Raw genomic sequence first — 19,542 nt, forward strand, 5'->3', positions numbered from 1 at the left:
TGGCACGAGCAGGACGGCACGGACAGGAACGGCGGACAGCGATGGCGGTATGGGACGACGTGGTCGGCCAGGACCGGGTGACGGCACAGCTGGCCGCGGCCGCGCGCGATGCGGACGCCTACGTCACCGCGGAGCGCGAGAGGGCGGGAGCGGAGGCGGGCCCCGGGCCCGGTGAGCAGGCACCGCAGCCGGAACCGCAGTCGCAGTCGGAACCGCGGCCGTCCGGCGACCGCGGCAGCGCCTCCCAGATGACCCACGCCTGGCTGTTCACGGGTCCGCCCGGTTCCGGCCGCGCCACCGCGGCCCGCGCCTTCGCCGCCGCCCTGCAGTGCGTCAGCCCGGACCGCGCCCTCGGGGGCGCCCCCGGCTGCGGTTTCTGCGACGGCTGCCATACGTCCCTGGTCGGCACGCACGCCGACGTCGAGATCGTCCGTACGGACCTGCTCTCCATCGGCGTCAAGGAGACCCGCGACCTGGTCCGCCGGTCCTCCCTCTCGCCGGCCGGCGGCCGCTGGCAGGTGATCGTCCTGGAGGACGCCGACCGCCTCACCGAGGGCGCCGGCAATGTCCTCCTCAAGGCCGTCGAGGAGCCCGCGCCCCGTACGGTCTGGCTGCTGTGCGCCCCCTCCGTGGAGGACGTCCTCCCCACCATTCGTTCGCGCTGCCGCCATCTCTCCCTGCGGACCCCGCCGGTCGGCGCGGTGGCCGACGTCCTCGTCCGGCGGGACGGCATCGAGCCGGAGGCCGCCGACCGCGCCGCCCGTGCCACCCAGGGCCACATCGGCCGGGCCCGCCGTCTCGCCACCGACGAGCGTGCCCGCGCCCGCCGGGCGGCCGTACTCAAACTCCCCCTCCGCGTCGACGACATCGGCGGCTGCCTCAAGGCCGCCCAGGAGCTGATCGACGCCGCGGGGGAGGACGCCAAGCAGGTCGCCGAGGACGTCGACACCAAGGAGACCGAGGAGCTGCGCGCCGCGCTCGGCGCCGCCGCCGGCACCGGCGGACGCCTGCCGCGCGGCACGGCCGGCGCCATGAAGGAGCTCCAGGACAAGCAGAAGCGCCGCTCGACGCGTACCCAGCGCGACAGCCTCGACCTGGCCCTGGTCGACCTCACCGGTTTCTACCGCGATGTCCTCGCCCTCCAGATGGGCGCCTCGGTGCCCCTCGCCAACGACGAGGTGCGCGACAGCATCCACCGCATCGCCACCGCCTCGTCCCCCGAACGAACCCTCCGCCGTATAGAAGCCGTGATCGCCTGCCGCGAGGCCCTGGACCGCAATGTGGCCCCCCTCCTCGCGGTCGAGGCAATGACGGCAGCCCTCCGCGCCGGCTGACCACCACCCGCCGCAGCCCACCCACCGCAGCCCACCTACCCCCGCCGCACACCCGGCTCGCCCCTTCAAGGAAACGCACACACAACGTCCCCGCCCGGATACTCTCCGTCCGAACGCGCCAGTGCTCTCCCGCCCCCGACATCCGTCACGCGCCCACCCTCACCCTCACGACTGCCACCGCCCCCAGCACCACCCCACTCAGCCCCTCCCGGCACTCCTCCGCCCCCGCCGCACTCCACCCACCAGGGACCTCCAGAGACCGACGCCGCACTCACCTCACCCCCTATCCCAGGGACCGAGACCAAGGGACCGTCCATGGCCACCAGCCGACTGCTCCGCACCTCCGCCGCTCTCCTCGCGGCCACCGCTCTGCTGATCTCCGGCTGCTCCTCGGGGAGTTCTTCCCCCGACGACGAGGCGTCCCCGGGCCGCACCACGGAGGCCGGCGCCCAGCGCCCCGCCGGCGAACCGACCCTCGCGCCCCTCCCGGCCTCGACCCCCACAAGCCTCCGGTCGTACTACGACCAGAAGCTGAGCTGGCATTCCTGCGCGAGCAGCGGCTTCGAATGCGCCACGATGAAGGCGCCCCTGGACTACTCCCACCCCGGCGGGGGCGACATCAAGCTCGCGATCGCCCGCAAGAAGGCCACCGGCGCCGGCCACCGGCTCGGCTCCCTCTTGGTCAATCCGGGCGGCCCCGGCGGCGCGGCGATCGAATACCTCGAGAAGTACGCGCCCCAGCCCGCCGCGGTCCGTGCGCGTTACGACATGGTGGCGATGGACCCGCGCGGCGTGGCCCACAGCCAGCCGGTCGAGTGCCTCACCAACCAGCAGATGGACCGCTACACCCAGACGGACCAGACCCCGGACTCACCCGCCGAGGTCAACAAGCTCGCCACCGCCTACCGCGACTTCGCCAAGGGCTGCGTGTCCCGCTCCGGCAAGCTGCTCGCGCATATCTCCACCGTCGAGGCCGCGCGTGACATGGACGTGCTGCGCGCTGTCCTGGGCGACAAGAAGCTCAACTACTTCGGTGCTTCCTACGGCACCTTCCTCGGCACGACCTACGCCGGCCTCTACCCCTCCCGCGTCGGCCGCATGGTCCTCGACGGCGCGATGAACCCGGAGCTCGACGCCCGCGCCACCAACGTCCAGCAGACCGCCGGCTTCAACACCGCCTTCACGGCGTTCGCCGTGGACTGCATCAAGCACAAGAACTGCCCCCTGGGCACCAAGAGCACCGAGGACGCCGCCAAGCAGATCTCCGCCCTCTTCAAAAAGCTGGATGCCCACCCGGCGGCCACGGGCGAGGACCGGAAGCTCACCGAATCCCTCGCCACCACCGGCGTCATCGCCGCCATGTACGACCAGCGCGCCTGGCCCCTCCTGCGCGAATACCTCGCCCAGGCCAAGGCCGGCAACGGCCGCGGGCTGCTCGCCTTCTCCGACAGCTACTACGAGCGCAGCCCGAACGGCTCCTACAGCAATCAGATGTACGCCAACCCCGCCGTCAACTGCATCGACCTCCCACCCGCCTTCACCGGCCCCGGCCAGGCCCGCGCCGCCCTTCCCAGCTTCCGCAAGGCCTCCCCGGTCTTCGGCGACGCCTTCGCCTGGGCCGCCCTGAACTGCTCCTACTGGCCGGTCAAGCCCACCGGCACCGCCCACCGCATCGAGGCCAAGGGCGCCGCCCCGATCCTCGTCGTCGGCACCACCCGCGACCCGGCCACCCCCTACAGCTGGGCCCAGGCCCTCGCCTCCCAGCTCTCCAGCGCCACCCTCCTCACCTACGAGGGCGACGGCCACACCGCCTACGGCCGCGGCAGCAAGTGCATCGACTCCACGATCGACACCTACCTCCTGGACGGCACCGTCCCCCCCAAGAACAAGCACTGCAAGTGACCCGCCTCACACCTCCACGCCCCACTCCCCGCTCACCCCTGACCAGCTCCTAAACCGGTTACAGAGCACCCCTCCGCGATGTGTAGACTGGGCCGCGCACCACGCCGCCTTAGCTCAGTTGGCCAGAGCAACGCACTCGTAATGCGTAGGTCTCGGGTTCGAATCCCGAAGGCGGCTCCGTGGAAGCCCCAGGACTCACTCGCCGTGACCTGGGGCTTTTGCTTTCACCGGATGCGGCGACGACGCCGGGAGCGCTCCGTGCGCAGGTCGCCGGGCGTCATCGTCATCGCCGGACGGGAGAATCCGGGGCCGTGACGTCTGCGGTCGGCTGGGGTGTCCTCAGGTGCGTTACCCGGGCGGGCGGCAGGTTGCGCCAGGCGACGCCGACGCCGCCCCCGTGGCTGTGGCGAGTGGAGAAGTCGGCCAGTACGGCCGCCACCGCGCGGTAGCGGGCGGCCTCGGTGGGCCGGGCGAACAGGGTCCGCAGGGGCAGCGTGCCGAGATAGCTGAAGAAGGTCAGATGCCCGCCGGGGACCAGGGCGGCCATGTACCGCTCCAGCAGGGAACGCACCATGTCGGGGGCGAAGTTCATGAAGGGCAGACAGGAGACGATCACGTCGTAGCTTTTCGGGGGCAGCGGCGTGTGGCTGATCGACTCCGGGATGATCCGGATCTGTCCGGACGCGGCGGCCAGCACCGGGTCCGTGCGCAGCGCCCCGGTCAGCAGCTGTACGAACCGGGGGTTGACCTCCACGGTGTCCAGCCGGTCGCCAGGGCCGATGCGCTCGGCCAGCGCACGGGTGACCGTGCCGGTACCCGCGCCGACCTCCAGGACACGCAGGGGGCTGCGGCCGCCGGGGGCGGGCAGTGGCGCGGCGAGCCGCTGGGCGAGCGGGGAGCCGCTGGGGGCGACGGCGCCGGTGGTCTGCCGGGAACGGACGGACTCCCGGAAGAACGCGACGGCGGTGTTGCGCTGTCGCGGGCCGGTGAGGGCGGTGATCCCGGGAGCGGTGGCGGCAGTAGCCGGTGTCTGGTTCATGCGCATCAACGCTAGGAAGCGGGCGGCCCTGCGCCATCGGCCGTTACGCCGCGGCCACCCCGTACGAAAGTAGGGGGTGACGGTCGCCAACTGGCCAAGGCCGCAAGGGTGTTGTCTCACTATGCTGACCTGGTGAACAAGGTGAGGGGCCGGGCCTGGCCGTGGTGGGCCGAGGCGCTGATGATCTGCGTCGTCGGAGCGGGAGCGGTGCAGCAGGCGTATGTGGCCGCGGGGGCACGCTGTTCAGCCCCCGCGTCGGGGCGGCCGCGGTGCTGACCCTCCCGATCCTGCTGCGACGCCGCAAGCCGGTGCTCGCCGTAGTGAGCACCACGGCCGGCGCGGTGCTGCTGGGATCGTTCTTCCCCCTGCTGGTCGTGCTCTTCTACCGCGCCTCCCGGGGCCGGTTCGTCTTCGAGGGGCTGTGCGTGGTGGCCGCGATGGTCGGCAGTTCGCTGGCGCATCCGGGGAACAGCCTGTGGATGACCCGCACATACGGGCCGCCGGCAGTGCTGCTGCTCGCGCTGGTCATCGGGCTGTGGACGGGCAATCGCCGTCGGCACGTCGCCTCGCTGGCCGAACAGGTCAGCCGTCTGCGGATGGAGCGCGAACTCCGCGCGGTGCAGGCCCGGTTGGAGGAGCGCACCCGGATCGCCGGCGAGATGCACGATGTGCTCGCCCACCGGCTCACGGTCATCGCCCTGCACACCGGCGCCCTCAAGCAGCGGGCCGCCGACCTGCCCGGGCCGGTGGCGAACCGGATCGGCCTGCTGCGCACCGCGTCCACCGACGCGCTCGGCGATCTGCGGGACGTACTGGGTGTGCTGCGCGGCCACGACACCAAGGAGACACCGGCCTCACGGGTGCCCGGTCTGCCGGAACTCTCGACGGTGATCGACGAGGCGCGGGCGGCGGGACAGCCGATCGAAACGGTCATCGAGGGCGCCCCCGACTCCGTACCGGCCAGCCATCGGCTCGCCATTCACCGGCTTGCGCAAGAAGCCCTGACCAACGCCCGTAAGCACGCCGCCGGAGCGACCGCACGGCTCGAGGTGCGCTACGGCCCGCCGCAGTCCACCGTGGTGATCCGCAACCCGGCCGGAGCCCCGTCCGAGGCCGCGACCGAGGGATCCGGCTACGGCCTGGTCGGACTGGCCGAGCGGGTCGCCGCGCTCAACGGCCGGCTGGAGTACGGTCCTACGGGATCGGGAGGCTGGCGGGTGGCCGCCGCCATCCCGCTCGACGACCAGCGCGGCAGGGGGGCGGCGTGATCCGGACGATGATCGTCGACGACGACGGCCTGGTGCGGCTGGCGCTCGCCGACATCCTTCAGGACGCTCCCGGCATCACCGTCGCCGCACAGGCCTCCGACGGCCGGGAAGCCCTCGAACGGGCCACCGCGCAGTGCCTGGACGTCGTGCTGATGGACGTGCGGATGCCCCACATGGACGGTATCGAGGCCACCAGGCGGCTGAGCGCGCTGTCCGAGCCGCCCAAGGTCGTGATGCTCACAACGTTCGACCTGGACCAGTACGTCTACGACGGGCTGGCCGCCGGCGCGGTCGGCTTCCTGCTGAAGGACACCGACCCCGCGGAGATCATCCGGGCCGTCGAGGTCGTCGCCGACGGGCAGGCGATGCTGCACCCCTCTGCTGCCCGGCGACTCATCGCGCACCATCACCACACGGCGCACGGCGCCCCGGCCGCTGCCCGGGCCCGGATGGAGCGCTTGACGCCGCGCGAGACCGACGTGCTCGGGCTCCTGGCCGGCGGCGCGTCCAACGCTGAGATCGCCACCGGTCTGGGGATGCGGGAGAGCACGGTGAAGGCGCACGTCAGCCGCATTCTGGCCGCCCTCGAGGTGGACAACCGGGTGCAGGCCGCGCTGTGCGCCAAGGATGCCGGGCTGGTGCGGTGAAGGCCGGCCTTCCCGCGCCCATGGCGCCTGCTGATCCGCCATGCGCGAGGCGGGCAGCAGGCCGGCGAGGACCGCTTCGGATGGCAAGAAGGCGAGCGGCCGTCACCCGGTGGTCCGCTCACCTTCGGCCGCACCTCGGTGCCGCCTCAGTAGGTGACGACGACTCGGCGCGCCGGGCCGTCCACCCGAATACGCCCTCCGACGGGGATCACCACCTGGGGATCGGTGTAGCCGAGTTCGATGTCGAACACTGCCATCGTGTCGGGGGCGTACTCATGGAGGGCACGCAGGACGGCTTCTCGCTGCTGTGAGCGGAAGTGCGCCTTTTCAGGGGCGCTCAATGGGTTGTCGAACGACCAGCATTTCGCCCTGCCCATCAGCAGCGCGGGGAACTCTTGCAGCAATCCGCGTTCGCCCATGCTCCGGAGGATCCGGTAGACCTCCTGAGCACCCGGCATTTCCTCCGAAGTCTCCAGGAAGAGGACGTTGCCGGAGTAGCTGACGGCTGGTTGAACGGTGCGGTCAGCCATCAGCAGCCACGACAGGGTCTCCAGACTGCCGCCCCAGCCGGCACCTTCGACCACACGGTCGGCGTTGTGCCAACTCCAGCCTTCGGCGGGTTCCATGTCGGGTTCGGTCTCGAAGGTGCGCGGTTCCTCCCAGGGGCGGTCGACGTCCCGGTAGGCGCTTGCGGGGGTGAGCTCGTATTCCACGCCTCCAGGCCGAAGTCGTCCCGCAGCCTGCGCAGCCCCAGTTCGTAGGGCAGCGGGAAGAGGCCGGGCAGGCCTGACGAAGGGGAGAGCACCGCGACGCGGTCTCCGGGGCGAGGTTTGGCGGGATAGAGAGGAGCCGTCATCTTCTGATCGTAGGAGTCGGTGGCTCGCGGGCCATCCTTCTCATCTCCTTCTGATCGGCTTTCGGCTCAGGGCGGGTGCGCACTGAGCCGACGGAAGGACGTTCGAAAGCGGCCGGGGTTGAACTGTTCCTGTCACGGGGGCGACCCCGGTGAAGCGCAGAGCCGCGGATGAAGGAGAGAGCGATGATGAAGGCCCGGATCGTGACCCGCTCGGTGCTCGGCCTGGCCGTCGGGGCGGTGGCGGTGCTGACGGCGGTCGGGCCGGCCCAGGCCGCCACCTCGGCTCCCGATGACACCCACGGGGACGTGACCCTGACCGTCACCGGCGCGGGCGTCGGTGACCTCCACGGGGGCACGTCCCTCTCCTCGGACGACACCCACTGGTGAGAAGGCACCCGCTGGTGAGGCGGCACCCGCTGGTGAGGCGGCACCCACTGTGAGAAGGAGAACCGGTTTCGGGCGACAGCGGGCCGTGTGGGGCCCGGCGCCGCCCTCCCACCGGGCCGTCGCACGGCGGAGTCAGGCGTAACGCACGTTCACCCCCGATGGTTTCCTCCGGCAGGAGCACCCGCCATGCCGTCTTACGCCCGAGCTCTCGGTGGCGTCCCTGACTGCCCTCTCGATCGCGTGGAAGAGCTGCTGCGCGGCTCCGGGCACGCGGATCCGATCGGCTTGCACCGGGGCAGGACCGTCTTCGGGCCCGGTGTCCGGTCCCGCACCCGGGGCAGTGGGGAGTTCGGTTTCGCCCCTGACGAGCAGGCTCCTCCCGGCGGCGTCCCGGCGCTGCGCGCGGCACTCGCCCGGGCCGCCACCGCCCGGCGGCGCAGTGCCGTGGGCCCCGAACAGGTCCTGGTCACCCGTGGTGCCACGCACGCCCTCGCCGCCGCCCTGCACGCGATCCTGCGGGAAGGCGATGAGGTCCTGGTGCTCTCACCGCAGTGGCTGTTCGCCACCGGCCTGATCCGGGCGGCTGGCGGAGTGCCCCGCGAGGTACCGGTCTTCCTGGAGCTCGGCGCGGCCCGCGGATTCGACTTCGCCGGGGCCGTGGAGAGGGCGGTGGCACCCAGGACCCGCGCGATCTACTTCAACAGCCCCAACAACCCCACCGGTTACCGGCTCGACGGCAGCCGGCTCGGTGCGCTCGCGGACCTGGCCGAGCGGCACGACCTCTGGCTGATCGCCGACAACTCCTACGAGAGCTACGACTTCACCCGGGAGGGCTTCCTCGACATCGCGGCTGTCGGTGCGACGGCGGCGCGCACCCTCTCCCTGCACAGCTTCAGCACGACGTATGCGATGCCGGACGCCAGGGCGGGCTGCCTGATCTCACCGCCGGTGCTGACGGAGCCGCTGGCCAAGTGGGCGCGGTACCCGCGCCGTTCCGTCTCCACCGCGGCGCAGTGCGCCGTGTACGAGGCGCTGCGCACGCCGCGCGAGGAGCTCGACCGACGCCGGGACCACGCCGCCGCGGCGGGGTGGCTCGCCGATTCGACGCTGGAGGTTCCGCACACCAAGGCGTCCGGCGGGCTGTACACCTTCCTCGATCTGAGCGCCTGGGGGGACGACGGGCGGTTCGTTCACCGGTGCGCCCAGGCCGGTGTCGGCCTGGCCCCGGGCCGGGTCTTCGGGGCGCACTGCGGCAACCGGGCCCGCCTCTGCTTCACCGCCGCGCCGTGGCAGCGAGTGGCCGAGGCGATCGAACGCATCAACAAGATCTACGGGGAAGGCATCGATGAGCACTGAGACGATCACCCTCGAACGCCCGGAAGCCGGTCCGCCGGCCGCCCGCGCCGACGTCGGCGGGATGCGCACGGCCATCTGTGACGGCCGGCCGCTCGTCCTGATGGGTCTGACGCACCTGCTGACCACCCAGTCGCCCTGCGAGGTCGTCTTCACCTCGGCCGATTCCTTTCCCGGGCCCGGGGCCGGGATCGACGTGCTGCTCGTGGAGGACGCCTTGGCCAAGGCCGTGCCGGACGGGCCCGCGTGGTGCGGGAGCGCGCCGGATGTCGTCGTGGTGCGGGCCGAGGCGACCCCGGACCAGGTGCTACGGCAGGTGTACGAGGCCGTGGAGCGCCGCACGCCGGTGCCCGTTGCCGACCGGGCGGCGCCCGGTCTGTCGCCGCGCGAGCAGCAGGTGCTGCGGTTCATCGCGTCCGGGATGACCCACGGCCAGGTGGCCCGGCGCATCGGCATCAGCCCGCACACCGTCGACACGTACGTCAAGCGGGTGCGCTCCAAGTTCGGCATCGGCAACAAGGCGGAACTCACCCGCGTCGCCCTCGGCCTCCAGCCCCTGTGAAGCCCGGCCCCGTTACGCCGGCCCCGGCACGCTGTCTGCCGGGGCCGGCATAACGGGGCTGCCCGCGCACAGGGCCGGTCAGTGGTAGTGGCGCATGATCTCGGTGGCCCAGTCGGGCTGGGTGGTGTGGCCCTGGGGGCCGAACTCGGCCATGTAGGGCTTGATGTCGAGGACGGGGGTGCCGTCGACGGCGTCCAGGCCCTGGACGTGCAGGTCGAGGCCGTCGGCCTTGAGGAGGCGGCAGCGGGAGACACCGAGCCGGTTGGGGCGGTTCTTGCCGCGCTGGGCGAAGATGCCGACCAGGGGCCAGTCGGTGTTGCCGCGCGGGTGCCGGGCCCCGGTCTGGATCTTGTCGGTGGGGACGCGGTCGAAGTGGTAGACGACCTCCAGGTGGGAGAAGGTGTCCAGGCCCGCCACCGCCTCCGGACCGTACTGGCCGGCGTCTAGGCGGATGATCGCGGTCTCCTTGCCCCAGTCGTCGTCGCGGACCTCCGTCCGGCCGCCGACCACCCGGCCCACCGGCACCGAAACCACCTCGGCAGGAGTGCTGTTCTCGGGCATGCGCAGTGCCTTTCGCTCAAAGGGTCGGTCAGTCGGTCGAGTTGGCCCACCGTACCGAGGCCTGCGGTACGTCGGTGTGCGGTATGTCGGTATGCGGTACGTCGGTGTGCGGTCCGTGCGTACCGCGCCAGAAGCGGTCCAGCCGCGCGCGGACCTGGTCCAGCAGTGCCCGCAGCTCGGTGTGGTCGGCGGCGGAGCCGTAGACCGTGCCGATCGCGCCGGTCGTGCCCCGGCGCCAGTCGGTGTGCCAGCGGGAGGGAGGGGAGACGTCGACGAGGTCGATGCCGGGCAGGTTCCCGAGGCCGTCGAGGAGCGAGGGCGGGCCGGGCCGGAGCGGGCCGATGGGCGGGACGATCAGGTACTGGAAGGTCACCCGGTCCCCGTACAACCGGGCGGGGTCCGGGGAGGTGACGGGCAGGCCCAGCGCCATGCGGAGCGCGGCCGCCACCATGTCGTAGCCGGTGCGGCGCTGCACGATCTCGGCGATGAATCCGCCCAGCCGCCCGTTGACCTCGATGATCCGCGGCCCGTCCGGGGTGAGCTTGACCTCGGTGTGGGTGATGCCGTGCCGGATGCCGAGGGCCCGCACCGCCGCCTGTTCCAGGCGCACGATCTCGGCGGCGAGGGCAGGCGGGACGGGGGCCGGCAGCACATGGCCGGTCTCCCGGAACGGCGGGACCAGCGGCGGCTTTCCGTTGAGTGCCGCGGTCCGCGGCTCGCCGTCGACGACCAGCGACTCCACGGAGACGTAGTCGGCCCAGCCGGGGCCGGTCCGCGCGGGGTCGCCGGGCAGGAACTCCTCCAGGACGAAGTCACGCCGGTCACCCCCGGCGAACTCCGCCAGCCGCGCGCGGCACTCGTCGGCCGAGGCCACCAGGCAGGTGTCCACGCTGCCCGCGCTGTGCCGGGGCTTGAGCACGGCGGGCGTCCCGACCCGGGCGAGGGCGGCGGCGGCCTCGTCCGGGTGGCGGAGCGGGACGCACCCGGTGCGCTGGACGCCCGCTTCCGCCAGCGCCTGTCGTTGCCGGTACTTGTCGGTCAGGGCCTCCGCGGTGGCGCGGGAGTGGAAACGCACCCCGCAGTACGCGGCCACCGCCGCTGTCAGGCGCAGCCGGTACTCACTGAAGGTGAGGACGCCCGCGGGGTGCAGGCTTCCGGCCAGCCGGCACACCTCCGCCTCGCCGAGTCCGGTGATGTCGACGACCTCGGCGTGCTCCGCAACCTGCGCCAACTCGGCGGACGGCGCCGGGTGTTCCGCCTCGTGCAGGAAGATCACCCGGCACAGGCCGCGCGCCGCCGAGAGGATGCGCAGCCAACTGGCGGAGCCCCGGTCATGGACGACCAGGAGGGTGGGCAGGGCGGGGTGTGCCATGACAGCCTCCGTCAGGCCCGGCGGGCGGTGATGTTGAGCCGTACGTAGTCGACGACCGGCTCGGGGAGGCGGGCGGCGACGTCGCGGACGAAGCGCTCGTGGTCGGACTCGGGGAGCTTGTCGAGGTGGGAGCCGAGGACCACGGTGGCCAGGTAGCTCCACAGCTGCTCGCCCGGCTCCAGCCGGGCCGGGTCGGGCAGCAGGCTGACCTCGATGCCGGTGAACCCGGCGTCCTTCAGACGCTCGGTGGTCTCCTCGACACCGGCGAAGTACCAGACCCTGTCCTTGTCATCGGTCCCGTCGGTCTTCTTGCCCAGTACCTCGTCCACGGCTGCGTTGATCCGCGCGACATTGCCCTGGCCGCCGCACTCGGCGACGAACTGGCCGCCCGGTCGCAGGTGCCGGGCCAGGTTGGTGAAGAGCGCCGCGTGATCGGTGATCCAGTGGAAGGTGGCCACGCTGGTGATCGCGTCGACCTGGCCGGATACCGGCAGGGGCTTGGTCAGGTCGGCGTGGACGACCTCGAGCCGGTCGATCCGGTCGGCCAGCTTGGTGCGCAGCTGGTCGAGCATGCGACGGGAGCCGTCGACGCCGATCACCCGGCCGTCCGGGACCAGGTCGAGCAACGCGGCGGTGTCGCGGCCCGTGCCGCAGCCGGCGTCCAGGACGGTTTCGCCACCCGTCAGCTGCAGCCGGCCCAGGGTGCGCTTGCCCCACTGCTGGTGCGGCAGGGGAAGCGAGTCGTACGTCTTGGCGTCCCATTCACGAGGCACGGTGGTGCTCCTTGGTGTCGTTCATGCGGTCGTTCTCGGTGTGCGGTACGGGGACCGGGGTGCCGTCCAGGACCAGCCGGACCTCGATCGGGTGGGCGTCCCTGACCAGCCGCAGGGCGTCTCCCTCGTCGAGCCAGCGGCGTATGGCGCCGGCCGCCGTGCCGCCCTCCTCCGTCGGGTCGGCGGGCAGCAGCTGGACGAGGACGTTGCGCAGCCCTGCGGGTGCGTCGGGGGAGGAGGAGTAAGGGCCGCGCAGGTCGATACGGCCCGAGGCGTGCACGGACGCGGACGCCTCGCCGGGGGCGGCGGCCCGCGGGTCGGCGAAGCCGAGGGCTTCCGCCGCCAGCGCGGCCAGGACGTACTCCTGGGCACTCGGGGCGAGGTCGGCGCCGAACAGCTGCTTGGGCTGGTCGGACTCGGCGTGCACGCCGTCGGCCTCGGCGATGACGTGGGTGCCGACCTCCCACCTCACCTGGGCGGTACGCCGCCTGACGGCCGTGAACTCCTCCGCGCCGGCCGGGCCGGGACGGCTGAGGAGGTGCACGTCCTGGGCGGTCTGCACCACGGCCTTGATGACGCCCGGTTCCTCCAGGGTGCGGTGCGCGCTGTCCCGCGCACGGGCCGCCGCGACCGCCCGCCGGGCCTGCCCGGCACAGATCCCGCCGTCGAGACGTATCCCGTACGAGAGCCTGACGGAGCCGTCCGCTGCGAACTCGGCGCAGGGCAGCACCTCCAGGAGCTCCGGGCCACACCCCGCACCGGACAGCTCGGTGACCACGCTGTCCGCCACGGACGCCCCCAGGGCCACCAGCAGCGACCCGACCGGATCGAGGTGGTCGCCGGTGCCGGACCCGCACCGCTGGTCGATGCCGAAGGCCCGGGCCACCCGGGTGGATCCGAGCCGCATCGGTTCGGTGTGTACCCGGCAGTGGCCGGCCGCCACGGGCCGGGCCGTCACGCCGACGCTCAGCTGTGCCTCCCAGGAGTCCTCCCCGATCTGCTCGGCCAGCGACTGCCGGGCTCGTAGATCGACGCCGTTCAGCATCACGTGTCAGCTCCGTTGCTCTGCTCGAGGGCCGCGTCCAGGGCCCGCCTCAGCCGGGTCGTCAGGGCGTCACTGCCGGTGATGCCCACCTCCAGGCGCACCAGTTGCCGCGTGATGCCCGCTTCCCGGCGGACCCGCTCGCTCAGGTGGGCGTGGCTGGTGTGGGCGGGCAGCCGGGCGGAGCCGGCGAGCGGTGTGCCGTCGCCGTTGCCGGCGGCCAGGATGCCGGACAGGTCACGGATCTCCGGTACGACCTCGAAGGACAGCAGTCCGCCGAAGCCCTCGTGGGTTTCCAGGGCCCACGGTGCCTCGTCGAAGGACGGTCGGTGTACCGCCCGTACGGCGGGGTGCGCGCGCAGTGCCGCGGCGACCCGCTCGGCGCCGTCCCGCTGGGCGGACAGCCGCAGTTGCAGGGTGGCCAGGGAGCGTTCCAGCAGGTGGGCGGCCCAGCCGTGCACCTCGCCGCCGAGCCGCGCGCACTGTTCGGCGATGCGTGGCAGATACCGGTCCAGGCCGGTGACCAGGGCGGCGCCGACGTCCCCCCAGCCGTCGAGATAGGGGGCCGTGTCCTCGATGACGACCACGGCGCCGGTCTCCAGGGGCCGCAGCTCGGCGGGTGACAGTGCGGTGTTGTCCACGACCAGCAGGAGGTCGTTCATCTGGGCATGGATGGCGATCTCGTTGAGCGGGGCCGGCCGCATCAGCGGGTCGCTCAGGGACTGCGTGTACACGACCTGGGTTTCGGGCCGTACGGCGGCGATGACGGCGTCCACGTCGGTGCAGTCGACGAAGGTCACCGTGCGTCCCAGGCCGCTGAGTTCGCGGGTCAGGACGCCGCGCAGCGGGTCGCAGATCTGGTCGGAGGCGATGAGGTGACCGCCCGGGTTGGTCAGGGCGAGCAGCGTGCCCGTGGTGGCGGCCACCGCTCCGGGCACGAGCAGCGCACGGTCGGCGCCGTGCAGGGCGGCGAAGGCGTCCTCGACCCGGCGGACCGGCCCGTGGGCCGGGGACGCGGGGGCGGTCGTGGGTGCGGTCTGCTGCACGGTCACCGCCGGCACACGGGCGCGTCGGACAGGCCGATGCGCTGGTGGAAGTAGTGGAAGATGATCTCCTCGTGCAGGGCCTCGCCGTCCAGGGTCGGGCGGAGGGCGGTGCCGTGGTCGACCTTCTCGACCAGTCCGCGCTCCAGCAGCTCGGCGAACGCGGAGGCGAAGGGCTCCATCTCCAGCAGGTCGGCGCCGAAGCGCTCCTTGTAGCGTTCCAGGACGATCGGCTGGTTGGCCTTGAAGTTGAAGCCGAGCGCGGTGCCGATGGCCTTGTGGCCACTGAGCCGGCGGCCGAAGTTGAGCGGCAGGCCCTCGTTGTTCTGCATGAACGACACGTACTTGCTGATGTCGGTGATGTTGTGCGTCTGCAGGAACTCCTCCTCGGCACCGGTGAGCCAGCCGTAGGCCCCGGGACCGTAGGCGATCATGGTGTTGTAGTGCTCCCACTTGTTCTTCGAGGTCTGCGGGATGTTGCCGCCCTCGTAGGTGCCGGGCCGGCTCCACCAGCCGCAGGGGCTGGGGTAGTAGCCCTGCTCCAGCAGGACCTCGACGGCCTCCTGACGCATCGCGTACGTCGAGTCCAGGTCCGGGAAGCGGCCCTCGCGGATGAGCCGTTCGCGCACCGCGGGGTTGTTCCAGACCGCGCGGTTGCCGATGCCCATCTCCTCCCGGTCGGCGTTGCGCAGCCGGTAGATGGTGATGGTGGGAACGCCGAGGCCGGTCAGGATCTCCATGTCGCGGCGTACCGACTCCGGGGTCTGGTACGGCAGGCCGAACATCATGTCGACGTTGAAGGGGCAGCCGGTGGCGAGCAGGTTCTCGACCGCCTCGATCGACTGGGCCGCGGAGTGGCGGCGCTTGGTGAAGTCGTTCACCTCGTCCTGCAGGGACTGCACCCCGAGACTGAACCGGTTGAAGCCCAGCTCACGTGCGGTCTCCAGGTGGTGGCGCTGGAAGTTCTCCGGGTTGCCCTCGATGTTGAACTCGATGCCGTCGGCCAGCTCGTAGTTCTCCCGGACGTGCTCGACCAGCGGCTTGATGAAGTCGGGGCTGTTGAGCAGCAGGGCCGCGGTGCCGCCGCCGATGTAGAAGGACTCGATGCGGGCCCGGGGTATCCAGTCGTAGCGGTCCAGGTAGCGGCGGGACTCCTCGATCAGCAGGTCGGACCACAGGCGCAGGGCGCCGTCCTCCTTGCCGCGGGGCACCAGCCGTTTGACGTAGTTGCAGAAATGACAGATGTAGTTGCAGAGCGGGAGGTGGAAGTACAGGTGTGCCGGGTGGCCCGCGCCCGGGAACGCGCCGTACTCCGCGGCGAGTTCGTCACTGCCGAGCCGGTCGCCCTCGTTCGAGGTGACGTTGATGTTGTACTCGTCGCGCGGGATCTGGAGCTGCGGGTTGCGGTCGAGGAGACGGCCGAGGTTGAGTTCGAGATCGGCCGTGGTGCCGCCGGTGGTGGTGTGGACGGACATGTGACTCCTTGGTTGTGGAGGGCCCGGGGTGGCTTGTGGCCGGACCGGGTGGGAGGAGTGGCACGCGGACGGTGTGGCGTTCAGAGGCTGTAGTAGCGGGACATCGCCGCGTGCAGCCAGGCCGGCTCGCGGACGGTCTCCGCCGCCGGCTGGAAGAGCCGCTGGTACGGCTTGATGTCGAGGACCGGCGTGCCGTCCAGCGCGTCGAGTGCCCGTACGTGCAGGGTCAGGCCGTCGACGCGGACCAGCTCGCAGCGCGAGACGCCGAGCCGGTTGGGGCGTTCCTTGAGCCGTTGGGCGAGGATGCCGAGGCGGGGCAGGTCGGTGCGGTCCCGGGGGTGGCAGTCGCCGGTGACGGCCGCGGTCTCGGGGACCAGATGGAAGTGGAAGACGATTTCGAGGTGCGAGAACTGCTCCAGGCCCCGCACGGCCTCGGGCCGCAGCCGCTCGGGGTCCAGCTCGATGACCGAGCTGACACCGCCCCAGCGGTCGTGTTCGGGCACGCTGCGGGGCGAGCGGACGACGCCGATGGGGCGGACGACGTACGAGGGCGAGGTCCCGTGGGTCTCCTGCATGGGTACTCCGTTCCGTGGGGCGGCGGTCATCCGGGTGCCGGCCGTCAGGAGGCCGGGGCGGCCGCGGACACCGTGTCGAGCTGTTCGCGCAGCCGGCGGCCCAGGACCTCGACCTGGCCGGGCTCGACCATCGTGAAGTGGTCGCCCGGGACGTCGATGACGACGGCTTGCTCCGCGACCTCGCTCCAGCCCAGGTCGTCGGGGAGCGTGCCGTCCTCCAGGGAGCGGTCGGTGACGCGGAAGACGGTGACGGGGCCGTCGTACGGCTTGATCTTGTAGGCCGTCAGGGCGCCCAGGTTGTGCTGATACATATCGATCATGCGGCGCAGCCGGTCGGCGTCGAAGTCGGCGGGCATGGTGCCGGCCGCGACCGCCCGCTCCACCAGGACCTGCGCCCGGGTGCCGGGGTCCAGCCCGCGCAGCCAGTCGACGTCCAGCTCCAGTCTGAGCCCGCGCCACAGCAGGGCGCGCAGCGCGAAGTCCGGGTCTCCGCTGGGCTCGACCGTGATGCGGGTGTCCAGCAGGCCGACGAGTCCGACGCGCTCACCGCGCTCTTGGAGCCGGCGGGCGATCTCGTAGGCGAGCAGTCCGCCCATCGAGTAGCCGATCAGGTTCCACGGGGCGCCGTCGGGGTGGACGGTCCGCAGCTGCTCGATGAAGTGCTCGGCGATCTCCTCGAGCGAGGAGAGGGGTTCCTCGCCGGGCAGCAGACCGAGCGACTGCAGGGCCCAGAAGGGCTGGTCGAGGCCCATGGCACGGGCGATGGGCGGGTAGAGCAGCACGGTTCCCGACACGGGCGGCAGGGCGTATACCGGGCTGTCGCCCGAGCCTTGCTGGACGCGGACCAGCTGGCCCTGCCGCTCGGCCGTGCCACCCCGGACGATCTCCGCGAGTTCGGCGACCGTGGCCGCGGAGAGCAGGTCCGCGGCGGTCAGGTCGACCTGGAAGAGCCTGCGCACTTCCACCGTCAGCTTGATGGCGAGCAGCGAGTGGCCGCCGAGCGAAAAGAAGTCATCGTGGATGCCGACGTCGTCGCGGCCCAGCAACCGGCGCCAGATGTCGGTCAGCTGGAGTTCCACGCCGTCGCGGCCGAGGACGCTGGTGGTTTCGGGGTGGGTCATCGTCTCCCTCGTCTGACATGTCGTAGGGGGTGGGCGGCACGGGCCGTTCAGACGGCGGTCGCGGCGGCTGAACGGGCCCCGGCCAGGCGGCCCTCGGCCCAGCGCACCGCCGGTGCCATCGCCAGCCCGCCGGCCAGGAACACCGCGCCCAGGACCATCCAGCCGGGCGTGCCCCAGTCGATGAGGAGCAGGGTCAGCGAGACCGGGCCGAACATCTGGACGGCCGCGATCCCGGTGTTGAACAGGCCCTGGTACTGGCCCTGTTTGTCCGCCGGGGCGAGTTCGTAGCCGATCACCCAGGAGCCGGCCGACTGGACCATTTCGCCGTACACATGGAGCGCCGCGGCCACCGCCAGCGCCGCCGTCGCCGCCACCGGGCCACGCCCGGCCGACAGGGCGAAGGCCGCACAGCACCCGAGCAGGGCCACTCCGGCGATGCGGAAAGCGCGGACGGCGGAGCGCAGTCCCTCGATCTTCTTGGTGAGGGGGACCTGCAGGCCGACGACGGCGAGGGTGTTGAGGAGCAGCAGTACGGCGGTGAGCGCGGGCGGTGCGCCGGTGTGGAGCGCGATCCACAGCGGGAGGATCACTTCGAGGATCGGGATGTGCAGCAGCATCACCATGTTCAGCACGGCGAGCAGTGCGTACGGGGTGTCGCGCAGCACCGCAAGCCGCGGCTCACCCGGTGCGCGCCGGGGTGCGGGCGGTACGGCGGGCAGCCGCAGGAACAGCAGGCCGCAGCCCAGGAAGCTCACCGCGTTGAGAAGAAAGGTGAGCCGGTACGCCGTGCCGGTGTCCCACAGCAGGGCCAGACCGCCCAGCCCGGCACCGGCCGAGACGCCCACATTGGTGACGACGCGGATCTTGGCGCGGACGCGGACGAGGTTGTCGGCGTTCAGTACGGCCGGGATCAGCGCCTGCCGGGCCGCGTGGGCACCGCGCTCGAACAGGGCGTACAGGAAGGCGATCACGACGAACACGGGGAAGGCGGAGGTCGTCAGATAGGCGCTGGTGGCGAGACCCGCGAGGGCGAGGAGCGCCGCCGCGGTGCCGCGCGGGCCCCTGCGGTCGGCGAGGTGGCCGAAGGGGACGCCCGCGAACAGGCCCGCGATGCCGGCGATGGTCAGGCCGAGGCCGAGCCGGGACGGGCTGAAGCCCACGATCCGGGTGAAGTAAAGGGCGGAACAGGTCAGGAAGGCGCCGTTTCCCAGGGAATTGACGAGTGTTCCGAGAATGAGGGTGCGGCCGGGGCCGTCTTCGATGAGCCGGGACTTCATGCGGATTTTTCCTTCTCGCCGTTTCCGTTGCCGCTTCCGTTTCCGGAAAGCCCGGGAGGACCGGAAAGACCGGGAGGGCCGGAAAGCCCGGCGAAGTGGTCCCGATAGAATGCGCGCATCACGGACGCGATCTCTTCCGTATTGTGGTAGCAGTCGGCATGCGATCCCCGGATGGTTTCCAGCCGGAGCATTCCGCCGCTCCGGCCGGAAAGGCGCTCGCGTTCACCGGCCAGGATGTTGCCACTGTCGGTGCCGGCCAGCACCAGCACCGGGATACCGAGCCGTTCCAGCAGGTCCGGCAGGTGCCCGAAGTCGTAGGTCCAGCGCAGCAGGCTGCCCTCGGCCCACTCGTCGGCCACGTGCAGCGCGGGGTGCGCGTCGAAGGACTGGTCGATCACCACCAGGCTGCGTACCCGGGACGCGCCCCAGGTGACCGCGGAGACGGCCGCCACCAGCCCGCCGTACGAGTAGCCGACCAGGTGCACCTCGTCCGGCAGGATGTCGGCGATGCGATGGAGGTCGGCGGAGAAGTCGAGTACCGAGTAGCCCCAGTCCGGCTTGTGGCTGTCGCCGTGGGAACGCAGCGAGGGGTGGACGGCTACCGAACCGGCCGGGCACAGGGCGTCGCCGACGGGCCGCAGCTGGCTTTTGTCGCCGCCGAATCCGTGCAGCAGGAGCATGTCGCCCGGGGCTCCGCCGGCCCGGGAGAGCCCGGGAACGGCGTCGTAGTCCAGCAGTTCGACGCCGCTGTCGTGTCCCGACAGGGCCGGCGCGGGCAGAATGCGGTCTTCCGGTCCGGCAAAGCTCATGGACATCAACCCCCTTGAGGAAAGCCGAGGTGGCTGCCCGGCCTCACCAGATTCCAGTCCGGCCGTGGGAAAGGTCAATGCCGGTCACTGTCCCCGGATTCGGGTACGTGACAACGGGAGTGAAGGGGATCGAATATCTGTGGTGG

19 protein-coding genes, 1 tRNA gene and 1 pseudogene are annotated in these 19,542 nt (G+C 71.6%); 9 read left to right on the forward strand and 12 right to left on the reverse strand.

What is annotated here, in order from left to right:
• Positions 1-41 precede the first annotated feature (41 nt).
• The 3 genes from CFW40_RS19675 to CFW40_RS19685 all read left to right on the forward strand — a co-directional run bounded on the left by CFW40_RS19675 (position 42) and on the right by CFW40_RS19685 (position 3,413).
• Positions 42-1,334: a DNA polymerase III subunit delta' gene (locus CFW40_RS19675; RefSeq protein WP_088799135.1), complete on the forward strand. Its 1,293-nt coding sequence runs from the start codon at positions 42-44 to the stop codon at positions 1,332-1,334.
• A 315-nt stretch (positions 1,335-1,649) separates the two neighbouring features.
• Positions 1,650-3,236: an alpha/beta hydrolase gene (locus CFW40_RS19680; protein ID WP_088799136.1), complete on the forward strand. Its 1,587-nt coding sequence runs from the start codon at positions 1,650-1,652 to the stop codon at positions 3,234-3,236.
• Positions 3,237-3,339: 103 nt separating this feature from the next.
• Positions 3,340-3,413 (forward strand) — tRNA-Thr (locus tag CFW40_RS19685).
• Between the two features lie 106 nt (positions 3,414-3,519).
• Here CFW40_RS19685 and CFW40_RS19690 read toward each other — a convergent pair.
• Positions 3,520-4,275 (reverse strand): class I SAM-dependent methyltransferase, encoded by a 756-nt coding sequence (locus tag CFW40_RS19690; RefSeq protein WP_088799137.1) that lies wholly within the window; start codon positions 4,273-4,275, stop codon positions 3,520-3,522.
• Between the two features lie 132 nt (positions 4,276-4,407).
• On the opposite strand from CFW40_RS19690, the gene CFW40_RS38160 reads away from it, so the two are divergent.
• The 3 genes from CFW40_RS38160 to CFW40_RS19700 are packed head-to-tail and all read left to right on the forward strand — an operon-like array spanning position 4,408 to position 6,190.
• Complete coding sequence (locus tag CFW40_RS38160) at positions 4,408-4,551, forward strand: hypothetical protein (RefSeq protein WP_256992060.1); 144 nt, start codon at positions 4,408-4,410, stop codon at positions 4,549-4,551.
• The gene (locus CFW40_RS19695) at positions 4,545-5,543 is read left to right on the forward strand and encodes a sensor histidine kinase (protein ID WP_256992061.1); all 999 of its coding nucleotides are present in this window, start codon (positions 4,545-4,547) and stop codon (positions 5,541-5,543) included. The genes CFW40_RS38160 and CFW40_RS19695 overlap by 7 nt, the downstream gene beginning before the upstream one ends.
• Positions 5,540-6,190: a response regulator transcription factor gene (locus tag CFW40_RS19700; protein WP_088799138.1), complete on the forward strand. Its 651-nt coding sequence runs from the start codon at positions 5,540-5,542 to the stop codon at positions 6,188-6,190. The genes CFW40_RS19695 and CFW40_RS19700 overlap by 4 nt, the downstream gene beginning before the upstream one ends.
• A 146-nt stretch (positions 6,191-6,336) precedes the next feature.
• Here the strand turns inward: CFW40_RS19700 and CFW40_RS19705 are convergent.
• A pseudogene (locus CFW40_RS19705) lies at positions 6,337-7,046 on the reverse strand (hypothetical protein).
• A 183-nt stretch (positions 7,047-7,229) separates the two neighbouring features.
• Here CFW40_RS19705 and CFW40_RS19710 point away from each other — a divergent pair.
• The 3 genes from CFW40_RS19710 to CFW40_RS19720 all read left to right on the forward strand — a co-directional run bounded on the left by CFW40_RS19710 (position 7,230) and on the right by CFW40_RS19720 (position 9,348).
• Positions 7,230-7,433 carry a hypothetical protein gene (locus tag CFW40_RS19710; protein WP_088799139.1) on the forward strand — a complete coding sequence of 68 codons (204 nt, stop codon included), beginning with the start codon at positions 7,230-7,232 and terminating at the stop codon, positions 7,431-7,433.
• Between the two features lie 186 nt (positions 7,434-7,619).
• Entirely contained in the window at positions 7,620-8,789 is a 1,170-nt protein-coding gene (locus CFW40_RS19715; RefSeq protein WP_088799140.1) for a pyridoxal phosphate-dependent aminotransferase, read from the forward strand.
• Positions 8,779-9,348 carry a response regulator transcription factor gene (locus CFW40_RS19720; RefSeq protein WP_176956448.1) on the forward strand — a complete coding sequence of 190 codons (570 nt, stop codon included), beginning with the start codon at positions 8,779-8,781 and terminating at the stop codon, positions 9,346-9,348. The genes CFW40_RS19715 and CFW40_RS19720 overlap by 11 nt, the downstream gene beginning before the upstream one ends.
• 78 nt (positions 9,349-9,426) lie before the next feature.
• Here CFW40_RS19720 and CFW40_RS19725 read toward each other — a convergent pair whose 3' ends face one another.
• The 10 genes from CFW40_RS19725 to CFW40_RS19770 all read right to left on the reverse strand — a co-directional run bounded on the left by CFW40_RS19725 (position 9,427) and on the right by CFW40_RS19770 (position 19,396).
• A complete protein-coding gene (locus CFW40_RS19725; protein ID WP_088799141.1) occupies positions 9,427-9,909 on the reverse strand; it encodes an SAM-dependent methyltransferase in 483 nt (160 codons plus the stop codon).
• A 28-nt stretch (positions 9,910-9,937) separates the two neighbouring features.
• On the reverse strand, positions 9,938-11,281 hold the full coding sequence (locus tag CFW40_RS19730; RefSeq protein WP_088799142.1) for an acetyl-CoA carboxylase biotin carboxylase subunit family protein: 1,344 nt from the start codon (positions 11,279-11,281) through the stop codon (positions 9,938-9,940).
• Between the two features lie 11 nt (positions 11,282-11,292).
• Positions 11,293-12,054: a trans-aconitate 2-methyltransferase gene (locus tag CFW40_RS19735; protein ID WP_088799143.1), complete on the reverse strand. Its 762-nt coding sequence runs from the start codon at positions 12,052-12,054 to the stop codon at positions 11,293-11,295.
• Entirely contained in the window at positions 12,044-13,102 is a 1,059-nt protein-coding gene (locus tag CFW40_RS19740; RefSeq protein WP_088799144.1) for a hypothetical protein, read from the reverse strand. Before CFW40_RS19740 ends, CFW40_RS19735 begins: the two co-directional genes overlap by 11 nt.
• The gene (locus tag CFW40_RS19745) at positions 13,099-14,148 is read right to left on the reverse strand and encodes a PLP-dependent transferase (protein WP_176956447.1); all 1,050 of its coding nucleotides are present in this window, start codon (positions 14,146-14,148) and stop codon (positions 13,099-13,101) included. The genes CFW40_RS19740 and CFW40_RS19745 overlap by 4 nt, the downstream gene beginning before the upstream one ends.
• Positions 14,145-15,614, reverse strand: a complete 1,470-nt coding sequence (locus tag CFW40_RS19750; RefSeq protein ID WP_088799146.1) for a radical SAM protein — start codon at positions 15,612-15,614, stop codon at positions 14,145-14,147. The genes CFW40_RS19745 and CFW40_RS19750 overlap by 4 nt, the downstream gene beginning before the upstream one ends.
• Before the next feature lie 80 nt (positions 15,615-15,694).
• Complete coding sequence (locus CFW40_RS19755; RefSeq protein ID WP_088799147.1) at positions 15,695-16,189, reverse strand: SAM-dependent methyltransferase; 495 nt, start codon at positions 16,187-16,189, stop codon at positions 15,695-15,697.
• Between the two features lie 44 nt (positions 16,190-16,233).
• A complete protein-coding gene (locus CFW40_RS19760) occupies positions 16,234-17,310 on the reverse strand; it encodes a thioesterase domain-containing protein (RefSeq protein WP_088799148.1) in 1,077 nt (358 codons plus the stop codon).
• 47 nt (positions 17,311-17,357) lie between these two features.
• Positions 17,358-18,587: an MFS transporter gene (locus CFW40_RS19765; RefSeq protein WP_088799149.1), complete on the reverse strand. Its 1,230-nt coding sequence runs from the start codon at positions 18,585-18,587 to the stop codon at positions 17,358-17,360.
• On the reverse strand, positions 18,584-19,396 hold the full coding sequence (locus CFW40_RS19770; RefSeq protein ID WP_176956446.1) for an alpha/beta fold hydrolase: 813 nt from the start codon (positions 19,394-19,396) through the stop codon (positions 18,584-18,586). The genes CFW40_RS19765 and CFW40_RS19770 overlap by 4 nt, the downstream gene beginning before the upstream one ends.
• Positions 19,397-19,542 lie beyond the last annotated feature (146 nt).

This window comes from Streptomyces sp. 2114.4 (genome assembly GCF_900187385.1).
GTDB classification, from domain to species: Bacteria; Actinomycetota; Actinomycetes; order Streptomycetales; family Streptomycetaceae; genus Streptomyces; species Streptomyces mooreae.

Excerpts from the sequence above, each read along its gene's own strand:
- CFW40_RS19690 (WP_088799137.1), bottom strand. The coding sequence starts at position 4,275 with ATGAACCAGACACCGGCTACTGCCGCCACCGCTCCCGGGATCACCGCC.
- CFW40_RS19730 (WP_088799142.1), bottom strand. The coding sequence starts at position 11,281 with ATGGCACACCCCGCCCTGCCCACCCTCCTGGTCGTCCATGACCGGGGC.
- CFW40_RS19750 (WP_088799146.1), bottom strand. The coding sequence starts at position 15,614 with ATGTCCGTCCACACCACCACCGGCGGCACCACGGCCGATCTCGAACTC.
- CFW40_RS19755 (WP_088799147.1), bottom strand. The coding sequence starts at position 16,189 with ATGCAGGAGACCCACGGGACCTCGCCCTCGTACGTCGTCCGCCCCATC.
- CFW40_RS19760 (WP_088799148.1), bottom strand. The coding sequence starts at position 17,310 with ATGACCCACCCCGAAACCACCAGCGTCCTCGGCCGCGACGGCGTGGAA.
- CFW40_RS19765 (WP_088799149.1), bottom strand. The coding sequence starts at position 18,587 with ATGAAGTCCCGGCTCATCGAAGACGGCCCCGGCCGCACCCTCATTCTC.
- CFW40_RS19675 (WP_088799135.1), top strand. The coding sequence starts at position 42 with ATGGCGGTATGGGACGACGTGGTCGGCCAGGACCGGGTGACGGCACAG.
- CFW40_RS19710 (WP_088799139.1), top strand. The coding sequence starts at position 7,230 with ATGATGAAGGCCCGGATCGTGACCCGCTCGGTGCTCGGCCTGGCCGTC.
- CFW40_RS19770 (WP_176956446.1), bottom strand. The coding sequence starts at position 19,396 with ATGAGCTTTGCCGGACCGGAAGACCGCATTCTGCCCGCGCCGGCCCTG.
- CFW40_RS19715 (WP_088799140.1), top strand. The coding sequence starts at position 7,620 with ATGCCGTCTTACGCCCGAGCTCTCGGTGGCGTCCCTGACTGCCCTCTC.
- CFW40_RS19720 (WP_176956448.1), top strand. The coding sequence starts at position 8,779 with ATGAGCACTGAGACGATCACCCTCGAACGCCCGGAAGCCGGTCCGCCG.
- CFW40_RS19725 (WP_088799141.1), bottom strand. The coding sequence starts at position 9,909 with ATGCCCGAGAACAGCACTCCTGCCGAGGTGGTTTCGGTGCCGGTGGGC.
- CFW40_RS19680 (WP_088799136.1), top strand. The coding sequence starts at position 1,650 with ATGGCCACCAGCCGACTGCTCCGCACCTCCGCCGCTCTCCTCGCGGCC.